The 488-nt window shown below is 43.0% G+C and carries 1 protein-coding gene; it reads left to right on the forward strand.

Annotated features, from left to right (window positions below):
- The coding region (locus tag AB4161_RS22645) for a transposase (protein ID WP_372084381.1) at positions 1-488 on the forward strand (488 nt) is incomplete at both ends.

The following is a 488-nucleotide window of genomic DNA, read 5'->3' on the forward strand; positions in this document are numbered from 1 at the left end:
AAAATCGTTTACGACTTATTCCATGTTGTTGCTAAGTTCGGTCGTGAGGTAATGGATAGAGTCAGAGTCGACCAAGCCAACAAACTCAAGCAAGATAAAAAAGCGAGGCAATGGGTCAAGCGCTCACGCTGGGTGTTGTTGAAAAATAGAGGCAACTTAAATCCACGGCAAGACAGCTATCTTACAGAAATATTGAATATCAATAAGGACTTAATGACCACTTATATACTCGGGGCACAACTCAAAGAGCTTTGGTATTGTGAATCAGAAGCACATGCTAAAGGGCTCTGGGAGGCTTGGTGGGCACAAGTACAAGAGAGTGGAATTAAGCCATTGAAAGAGTTCGCACGAAAACTGAGTCCTTATCTTCACGGTATTATCGCATCGGCAAGTTATCCGCTAAACACCTGCACCCTAGAAGGGATAAACAACAAGATAAAGCTAATCAAGCGAATGGGGTATGGGTATCGAGATACCGACTACTTCTT

The organism is Vibrio sp. 10N.286.51.E5 (assembly GCF_041469125.1).
Lineage (GTDB): Bacteria > Pseudomonadota > Gammaproteobacteria > Enterobacterales > Vibrionaceae > Vibrio > Vibrio crassostreae_C.